The sequence below is a fragment of the Salifodinibacter halophilus genome (assembly GCA_012999515.1).
GTDB classification, from domain to species: Bacteria; Pseudomonadota; Gammaproteobacteria; order Nevskiales; family Salinisphaeraceae; genus Salifodinibacter; species Salifodinibacter halophilus.
This window is the reverse complement of record JABEEB010000688.1, coordinates 1-238: the sequence shown is the minus strand read 5'-3', so window position 1 is coordinate 238 and position 238 is coordinate 1. Positions and strand designations below refer to the sequence as shown.

General features: G+C 63.9%; 1 protein-coding gene. It reads right to left on the bottom strand.

Translation table 11 applies throughout. From position 1 onward, the window contains the following. Positions 1 to 238, bottom strand: a 238-nt coding sequence (locus tag HKX41_13325; protein ID NNC25116.1) for a hypothetical protein, incomplete at both ends; no start/stop codon positions are given.

Here is a 238-nt window from a genome sequence, read left to right as displayed (position 1 = left end):
TCTTGCCGCAATCGCCGCAGCCTTCGCACACCAGCGAGTTGACCATGACCCGCTTTTGCGGGTCGACCATCTTGCCGCGCTTGCGCCGGCGGCGCTTTTCGGTCGCGCAGGTCTGGTCGAAGATCAGCACGCTGACGCCCTTGGTCTCGCGCAGGCGCTTTTGCACCGCGTCGAGCTCCTTGCGGTCGTAGAACTCGACGTCGCTGGGGAACAGTTCGCGCTTGTTCCACTTGGCGAT